The sequence below is a fragment of the uncultured Winogradskyella sp. genome, from assembly GCF_947498345.1.
GTDB lineage: Bacteria > Bacteroidota > Bacteroidia > Flavobacteriales > Flavobacteriaceae > Winogradskyella.
Map to the genome: position 1 here is coordinate 236,128 of NZ_CANMJY010000004.1, position 8,649 is coordinate 244,776.

Sequence of the window (8,649 nt, forward strand, 5' to 3'; positions counted from 1 at the left end):
TTACTAAATTAAAGGTGCTATACTAATGAATAACTAGCTTCTTAATACGTTTTTCGTTATTTTCTGATATTAATTCTACAATATAAACACCTGTACTCAAATTTGAGGCATCTATAGATTGTCTATCATTGTCAGTGTTCAAAGGCATAGAATTTATAACTCTACCATTTAAATCGTACAGATTAAAATTAGTCTCTGCCAGTAACTGTCCACTAATAATTATAGTTTTATCTGCAGAATTAACAAATATGTTAAGCCTTTCTAAGGGTTGCTCAACTGTACTGAGTGTATTTGCATTAAAACGTAAATAGAAACGACCAGTACCCGAGATATTACTTGTAGGAGTGAATGTATAATCACTAGAGTTTAAAAGAACTACAGTATTGGTAGCTATATCTTCTAAATATACATTTACTGTACTTTGCAATGTAGATTCAAAAATACTAAAGGTTAAGGCTTCATTAGCATTAGCATTAACACCTAATGGAATAACAACGTTAGATAAATCATTGTTATTTAATGCTTGTAAGGCCATTGGAACCCCTGTATTATCCTGGACTAAATAAGAATAGATAGCAAAGTTAGGTGGGATTTCATTCCAAATCGCTGCATCATACCCAGGATCTAAGCCTAAACTTGCACTATTGTTAAAATAGAAGTCTGTATGATAAGATTTAGTATTGGTATTTGCTTTAAGTTTAAAATATGTGAGCAAATTTGTGTTTCGGCCAGCTATAAAATCATCACTGTTACCTTTGCTTCTCATATTTGGTGTAAATGCAATATTCCCTGAAGCTTCAGCATTTACAAAGAAACCTTGACCTGGAGCTATTACCGTACTAACAGTCGTAGTTGCTAAATTATAAATCGTCCAACCATCTGCAGCAGTACCATCGTAGCCATAAATACCTACGGCATTCTCATCAATTAATCCAGAATTAGCCATATTGTTTAAAAAGTCCTGAACATTAAGGTAACTTGGGTAAGGGTTTCCTATAAGATTCCAATTACTTGCCCCACCTGATGTTATAGGTACGTTAATGGCGGCTGTTTCCACATTACCACTAAATGAATAGGTGCCTCCATCTGTTGAGCCAGATCTATAACCAACCCCGCCCGATAAGACATTACTATCATCTGAAGGTGAATAATTTATATAAGACACTGTAGATGTGTCAAACGGACCAAACAAAAACGCAGGATTTCCACCTATGGTACCAGAAAGAATATTTGGATTAGCTGCTCTAAAGGTTCCAAAAGTTTGCCCAGTAACTGGAGCACTTATTAAATCATTAGCTGCGGTTGTTGTACCACTACCAGCAGCATTATTTATATGACGTTTGTAAAGCACGTTTCCTGTACTTGTACCTTCAACAATTAAACTAGAGTATACACTCGATATAGATTCTAATTGTAAAGTTCCATTATTGATTAAATTTCCTTTTACAGTTAAACTAGAACCTTCCTCAATAATAACAGTAGCACCACTATAAACTTCAAGATTATTGACCTCAATATCTTTATTTCCATCTATTGTATAAGTACCGTCAGCAATAATAGTATTAAGGCTTCCAGAAGTATCATCTGGACCATCGCTATATATCCAATCATCTCCACAATATAATATTGAACCAGAAGACACTACTACAGCGCAACTGTTCCCTGGATTTAAATATTGAATTAATGTTGCTTTTGGAGTAGTAGCACTATCATTTATATTACTTGAGATACCTCCTCGTCCTCTTAAATGTATACTCACCAAACTGTTTAAGCCATCACTATAAAATTGTACTCTTAAGGCATCAGCTTCTATAGGATTAACATTCGCTCCTCCCCATTCGTAAATACCACTATCTATCCAGCCTCCCTGGCCTTCTTCTAGAGTAGTCCATACTCCATCAGTTCTGTAACTAATTCTCCACATGGTATTTGGTTGGGGTTGGTTGGCATATGTTCCACCAAAAGTTATATAGTTAATATACTTTACATTTGGCCAGTTAACTTGCCATTTCATGCCTTCATCAATATCTGGTACACCCAAATTCTCATTAAAACTAGCTCCATATTCGTTCCAATCTGTTGTAGTACGGTAATCATTAAGAGCAGGATCATATAAAATATCTTCTGGGAGTCCTCTTCCTCCAGAAATAGAGCCTGTAACAGTTGCTTCGGTAAGTAGTGCCAGATTAACACTATCATCTGGCATATTATCTGGTATACCACCACCACTGCATTCGCTTGGTGCTTCAAATAGGTTATCTTCAGTAATTATACATGTTGGAAGCGCACTAAAATTAGCACTAACATCTACATCCAATCCATCTGCTGTTAAGCCAGTAAGGGTTATAGTTTGTGGGCTTACACCTATAGCAAATGACTGGCCATTAACATCTAATGTTCCTGATGCTGGTGGGTTTACATGTGTAACAATAATATCTTGAGAATAAGTGTCGTCTAGTTCATTACAAGAATACGTTGTACCAACTTCTAGTTTCTTTAATGGACAATTTGAGTCATAAAGCACTATTAATTTTGGTGGGTCATTGTCATTGTATGAATTTGCAATTCGTTCTCCTGAGCCAGATATTATAAACGTCACTGCATTTTCAAACGCCCAACCTGGCTGCGCAATAATTTCAGTAACAATATCTGTTAAATCTGGTGTTCTTTGATAGAAACCAGCATTACCTACGGTACCCCATTCAGGTATATCATTCCAGGAAGTGGAATTGGTAGTAAGCGTACGTGATGAAATATTATTAACTGAGCTAAAAGTAAGACTATTAGGTGATAACTCTCCATGTACAGTTAAACTTGTTGGTGTTTGCGGTGTATCTCTTTCGTCTACAGAAAATTGAACATAAGCTCTTAAAATAGTCGCGCTTTTTGGTATTGCTATATCATCAAAACGTACACCGATGATTTGATCTCCGCCATCAAAAACTAATTCTAAATCACTACTGGCAACATCAACAGTTCCTGTAAGTATATCTTCTTCAGCGTCATCACTTGAAGCACTAACTTCAGTAACATAAGCTGTGGTATTAAGACTATCATAACCTAAACAGTTACATGAACCGTCTTCTTCATCATATATAGTATTTGCATCTCCATCATCACATGGGCTGTATGCTACTGGACAACTGACGTCATTAGAATTAGAAATAGTTACTACATCTCCGGAAGGAGGAGAAAATACATCTAAATTTGCTGGAAGTGTAAATGGATCTGTATTGCTAACCTCGCCAACTAAATCGGCATTGTCAACTTTTATAGTGCGTAATTCGATTTTCGAGGTTTCAACGAAAATGAGTTTAAATTGATTAAAACTCCCTGAATTTCTTGTCCAACTCTTATCATCATTATTTTCTCTTAGTGGCGCTCCCCAACAACCTTCACCAGTATATACAGTACCATTGGTTTGCTCTACTACAAACCCTTCATCATTATTTGGACCAGAAGAAGGCATAACAGGCCATGTTGTTTTAGCAGTATGAGAATCACAATCTACAACTAAACGCACACCATTATCATAAAATATTTGAGCCCAGGAGTTATATATAACAGAGTTTTCACTTTTACTACCAGTATGTGGTCGCATAGGCTTGTGGTATTGTGCTGCTTTCCATGTTACACCAGATGATGCGGCTAAATCATTTTGAAGCCATGTACGTTGGCTGCCAAGAACAGAAATTTCAGTATTTAATGTGTAAGCTCTAAAAAGGTTATTACCAAAAGTAATAGCATAGTATGAGTCTACATTTGTGTCAAACAAGTCGTAAATTTCTGAACCATCTTCGTGATTACCTCGAGCAGGTATAATAGGAAACATTCTCCCATCTGAAGCTATTGTATCTTGCCAGTCATCGAACCATTTAATCCATTCTATATCAGTACTATCATCTGTCATGTCACCAGCAAAAAGCACTCCGTGAGGTTTTAGCTTACTTACCAATAAATTTGCAGCACGACGCGGTGTTCTAAAGTTTCTTGAGTCACCACCAGCTATAAAAGATAAACGGCTATTATCATTAGGCGCTGTTCTAAACCAAAAACGTTGACTCGTTCCTTCACTATCATTAATAACAAAATAATAATCTGTATTAGGTGTCAATCCGGTTAGTCGAGCAAACCTGTTTTCCATGCCTTTTGCAAGAATACCTCTATCTACGGTTTTAGAAAAAGTGTATAGCGTATGGTCTGTGCCATGGTCTACAGTGTCGTAATACACGATGGGATTAGTTCCTGATGTTTGATCCCAGCCTATTGTTATGGTCGTAGCTGGATCATCAACAAGAATAATACGATATCTATCATTGTTTGCATAAGCACAGCTAACAATAAGAAATAATAGTTTTGTTAAAAGTAATTTCGTTTTCATCAGTAGGTAATTTTTCTTTTTTTATTTTTCTCTTCCATAAGCAAAACCACAAGTGGTAATAAACCATGCGACAATCTATATACAACTAGATATAAACTACCATGGAGAGTTGACGCTGCAAAATCTAAACTAAAGCCAGCCAATAATCTGGCAAAAGCTGTTGCTAAACCCCAAAACACCATATATAGCAGCGCATATTTTGATATTTTAGGGACAAAAATTAAGACTGACATCACAATGTCCAAAACACCTGCTATGTACAAAAATGTAGTAGCTTGAGGTTCGGTAACACCCAAGATAATTATGGTCATATCCACAAAATATCCAGGTAAATATATCAGTCCCATGGCAAAAAGACCATGTGCTATAAAAGTACATGCAATGGCTATTTTTAAACCATTGATAATCTTTTTGTTGTTTATTATATCTCTCTTTAAGCTTAGCAATAACAGTATAGGTGGCGAAAACTGTATAAATAATTCAAAGAACATTAAATATTCATAGTTCTTATCCTTTACCATGCAAATACCAATTATCAGTAAAACTGCAAGCGCTAAACCAATTATAATTTTCTTTAGCTTTTGATATACTATTTTATTCCATAACAAACTAATAAGTGCAGCGATTAAAAATATAATACTACATAGTTTGGTTATACCATCAATCCAGGCATTAACAAGTGGACTGGTAGCATAATCGCCCCAAGAATAATTAGTTAACCCTTCAACTACAGGAGCTAATAAACTCTCGTCCCATAATATTGCTCTGAATGGAGCACCAAAAAAATACAACTGATAGGCTCTTCCCAGGAAAACAGAGAAGGCACATATTTTAATAAGCCATATTATTTTAAGTTTATTCATTTAGAGCGTTTAAAACTAATTAATAATGGTCAGATACTTTTTTATATTCGATTAATTGAATATAAATCCTATGAATTGGTTAATTCATATTAATATCATCGATTAAATACCTTAAATGATTGATGTTAAACGTTATAAATTAAATGGTGCTAGTACATAACAAATGTATTGTAGTAGTTAAAATGAAGAAATATCAAATTAAAGTATCTTGTGCTTTGCCTAAAGGAAAATCAGAATTTTCAGAAAAATAAAATCTATTTTTCGCAATGATTGTCTGCTAATTTTATAGCATTGAGTTTGTTCCAAATTTTGTTTTGATAATCTAAAGTTGAAATTCTAAATAGTAGTACGTATTTGTTTTGTTCTTTGCAATAAGTTATTTTTACCGTGACATTTAACTCAATAATATCTTTAGTAAAAAAAGCATCATAAACCTTCATTTCACCATTAAATACTGGTAGTTCTGAGGTTTCTTTTATCTCTTGAAAGTCTACTATTGTTTTAGGTATTTCAAAATTCTTATCCTTATTAACAGCAGTCATTAAACCATCATAATATAGTTTCATATTGGTTGTAACTAATTCTAATGTAGGCGAAGAACTTAAATTAACATTCCAAACAAAGGCATAGGTGAAAAATTCTGAGCTCTCGGGATTGCTCCAGTTTTTAGCAAAACGTAAATCTTCATAGCCCTCAAAATCAATGTCTTCAGCAAATTCTAAAGGAAATTTAATAACTTCTTTTAGCCAGGTACTATCAGCTTTTAGGATATATAAATTTTCATTTTCTTGAGATAATAGCACTACAGAGTGGAGTAGTGCTATTATAATAATTAGTTGTTTCATACAAGTATGTTATATACTTAATTTGACTTCAAATCCTATTCCGTCTGCAATAGCCCCATCTCGCAGTTTACTATTGTAATCAATGCCCCAACGTTGTCTATCAATTTTAAACTTCGTAGTCATTTGCTGTTTTTCGTAGTTTATTTCTGCCTGGAAATTTACAGGCAGGGTAATGCCTTTTATGGTAAGATCTGCATATACCTTCATGTTAGTATTATTGTGATATTGTACTCTGGTAATTGAGAGCGTAGCTGTTGGAAATTTTTTCACATCAAAGAAATCTTCATCTTTTAGGTGGTTAACTAAACTGGTATTACCATCTTCATTTTCAATATCCAGGCAAATAATAGAATTCATGTCAATAATAAATTCACCTCCAGAAATAACATCGTCAGTTTTTTCAAAATAACCTTCCTTAAAATTTATAGTACCATTATGACCACCGAAATAAAACGAATATTCTCCAGACCATTTTAACGCGCTTTTTGAGGTGTCTATTTTAAGTTTTTCTTGTGCATTTGTAAACAAAAAGGTAGTAATAGTAAATACAATTAATAATGCTAATTTTTTCATGATATATAATTTTGATTAAATGAGATGATAAAACTAGACTGGAAGCGTTTAAAGAATGTCAAAAAAATGCAAAAGAAGTGTCAAAGGCTTGCAAAATTCGATCGAAATAGCTGTTCTTTGTGTAACAATATGAAGTATAACTACACCATTAAATTTTTGGTAATTATATGCTTTGCTGGTTTAGCATCTTGCCATACCAGTAAAGATAATTTTCCTGAACGCACAAAAATTGCCCTGCGTGATGTTGGCAATAAGTTATTGTTGAGTCAAAAGGATTCCACGTCCTTAATCTTACCTGTGAAGGAATTACATTTTAATAAATTTCAACTCACATTTAATAATTCATTAGCTATAGAGCCTAACACTCTGGTTGATCTTATCGATAAAAGTTTAAAAGCTTTAAAACTTCCAGAACAATATATAGTGGAAGTTATTCAATGTGATAGCAAAGAAGTAGCTTATAGTTATCAGATGACTAAAGTTTTAGAGAGTACAATAATTCCATGTAATGGTCGCTATTTGCCTGAATCATGTTATAAGATAGAAGTTTATTTTCATAAACGTATAATACCAAATTCTGAAGCATACTTTTTTATCTGGGTTGCTATAGGTGTTTTACTAATATTTGTCTTGTTTTTTAGGTATAAAAAAAAATTGAAACTAAATACTGCTGAAATATCAGTAAATTACGAATCTATAGGTAGCTTTAAATTCTACCCAGAACAGAATAAGTTGATTAAAGAAGCCGAAGAAATAGCGTTGTCAAAAAAAGAATGTGAACTGTTAGCACTTTTTGTAGAGCGACCAAATGAAGTTATAAAACGCGATGAACTTACCAAAAAAGTTTGGGAGGACAATGGAGTGTTTGTTGGCAGAAGCCTAGATACCTATATCTCTAAATTGCGTAAAAAGCTAAAGGCGGATACTTCAATTAAATTGACTAATATCCATGGTGTAGGATATAAGCTTGAAATTTTATAACCTATAATAACTCTGACTAGTCCCTTTTGTGCAAGGACAATTACTAGCACTTTGCAATAAATTTAAACCAATTGTTATGACATGAGTACCAGTATTAAACCCAGACAAATCATTAAAAGTTAATTGGTACGAATAAGCAAAATAAAGCTTATTGTGTAAGATGCCAGCCATTGGGCCTAGATTTAATGGATCTAAAAATTGATCGTTTAAAAAGCGATAAGACGCTCCAATCCAATAGTAATCACCATTTCTATTAAATTTTCTATACTTAAAATTAAGATCAGTTGCTGAACGGTTATCACTATCAAAAAACTGAAAGAAAACTGAAGGTTCAAACTCTACATCTTTTTTATGCTCTGGACTAAACACATAACCCGTATAAATCTGATAGTTTAATAGAAGTGAAGGTTCAATACCACCTGTAAAATCGGCAATATCTTTTGATACTAAATTATTTGCATTAAAACTTAAATAGTATTTATTCCATCGGTATAGAATACCTGCATCAAAATTATTATTGTTAATCGCTCTATCACCATTAATTGCTGGATCTAAAATTGGGATTTCGTATGTGGTATTAAAATTTTCGATATCTATTCTAAAATTATTGATATTATAAGATATTCCTAAGGATAGATATTGTTTAGACTTCCAGTCTAAAATTAAGTGATGTGCAAACGATAGTTTTAAACCTTTCTGACGTGTATTACCATTTTTATCATTATAAGCAGAAACACCAATACCAGAGCGATTAGATATTCTAAAATCTGCATAAATCGATTGGTTGTCTGGTGCATTTTTAATACCAACCCATTGGGTTAATCCATTTGCTCTAATTTTTAAATTGTCACCAATACCAGCATAAGTTGGGGAAACTACAAAGTCATTATCTGCTAAGTATTGTGTCCAAACTGGTAAATTCAATTCCTGACTGTAGCTCTGCGTTACAGTCAAGAATAAAATATATAGTATAATTTTTTTCATCATAGTAGGTTTAGTTCATTCA

6 protein-coding genes are annotated in these 8,649 nt (G+C 33.3%); 1 reads left to right on the top strand and 5 read right to left on the bottom strand.

Annotated elements, in window-relative coordinates; all coding sequences use genetic code 11:
• Positions 1 to 22 precede the first annotated feature (22 nt).
• From Q0912_RS07515 to Q0912_RS07530, 4 genes are all read right to left on the bottom strand, one after another.
• Positions 23 to 4,381: a fibronectin type III domain-containing protein gene (locus Q0912_RS07515; RefSeq protein ID WP_299113639.1), complete on the bottom strand. Its 4,359-nt coding sequence runs from the start codon at positions 4,379 to 4,381 to the stop codon at positions 23 to 25.
• Positions 4,381 to 5,244 carry a hypothetical protein gene (locus Q0912_RS07520; RefSeq protein ID WP_299113641.1) on the bottom strand — a complete coding sequence of 288 codons (864 nt, stop codon included), beginning with the start codon at positions 5,242 to 5,244 and terminating at the stop codon, positions 4,381 to 4,383. Before Q0912_RS07520 ends, Q0912_RS07515 begins: the two co-directional genes overlap by 1 nt.
• 254 nt (positions 5,245 to 5,498) lie before the next feature.
• Positions 5,499 to 6,089 carry a hypothetical protein gene (locus Q0912_RS07525; RefSeq protein WP_299113643.1) on the bottom strand — a complete coding sequence of 197 codons (591 nt, stop codon included), beginning with the start codon at positions 6,087 to 6,089 and terminating at the stop codon, positions 5,499 to 5,501.
• Positions 6,090 to 6,098: 9 nt separating this feature from the next.
• Positions 6,099 to 6,662 carry a YceI family protein gene (locus Q0912_RS07530; protein WP_299113645.1) on the bottom strand — a complete coding sequence of 188 codons (564 nt, stop codon included), beginning with the start codon at positions 6,660 to 6,662 and terminating at the stop codon, positions 6,099 to 6,101.
• 129 nt (positions 6,663 to 6,791) lie between these two features.
• Here Q0912_RS07530 and Q0912_RS07535 point away from each other — a divergent pair, with 129 nt between their 5' ends.
• A complete protein-coding gene (locus Q0912_RS07535; RefSeq protein WP_299113647.1) occupies positions 6,792 to 7,643 on the top strand; it encodes a winged helix-turn-helix domain-containing protein in 852 nt (283 codons plus the stop codon).
• On the opposite strand, the gene Q0912_RS07540 is transcribed toward Q0912_RS07535, so the two are convergent.
• Positions 7,638 to 8,627 (bottom strand): type IX secretion system membrane protein PorP/SprF, encoded by a 990-nt coding sequence (locus tag Q0912_RS07540; protein ID WP_299113649.1) that lies wholly within the window; start codon positions 8,625 to 8,627, stop codon positions 7,638 to 7,640. The two genes, Q0912_RS07535 and Q0912_RS07540, sit on opposite strands and share 6 nt — an antisense overlap.
• Positions 8,628 to 8,649 lie beyond the last annotated feature (22 nt).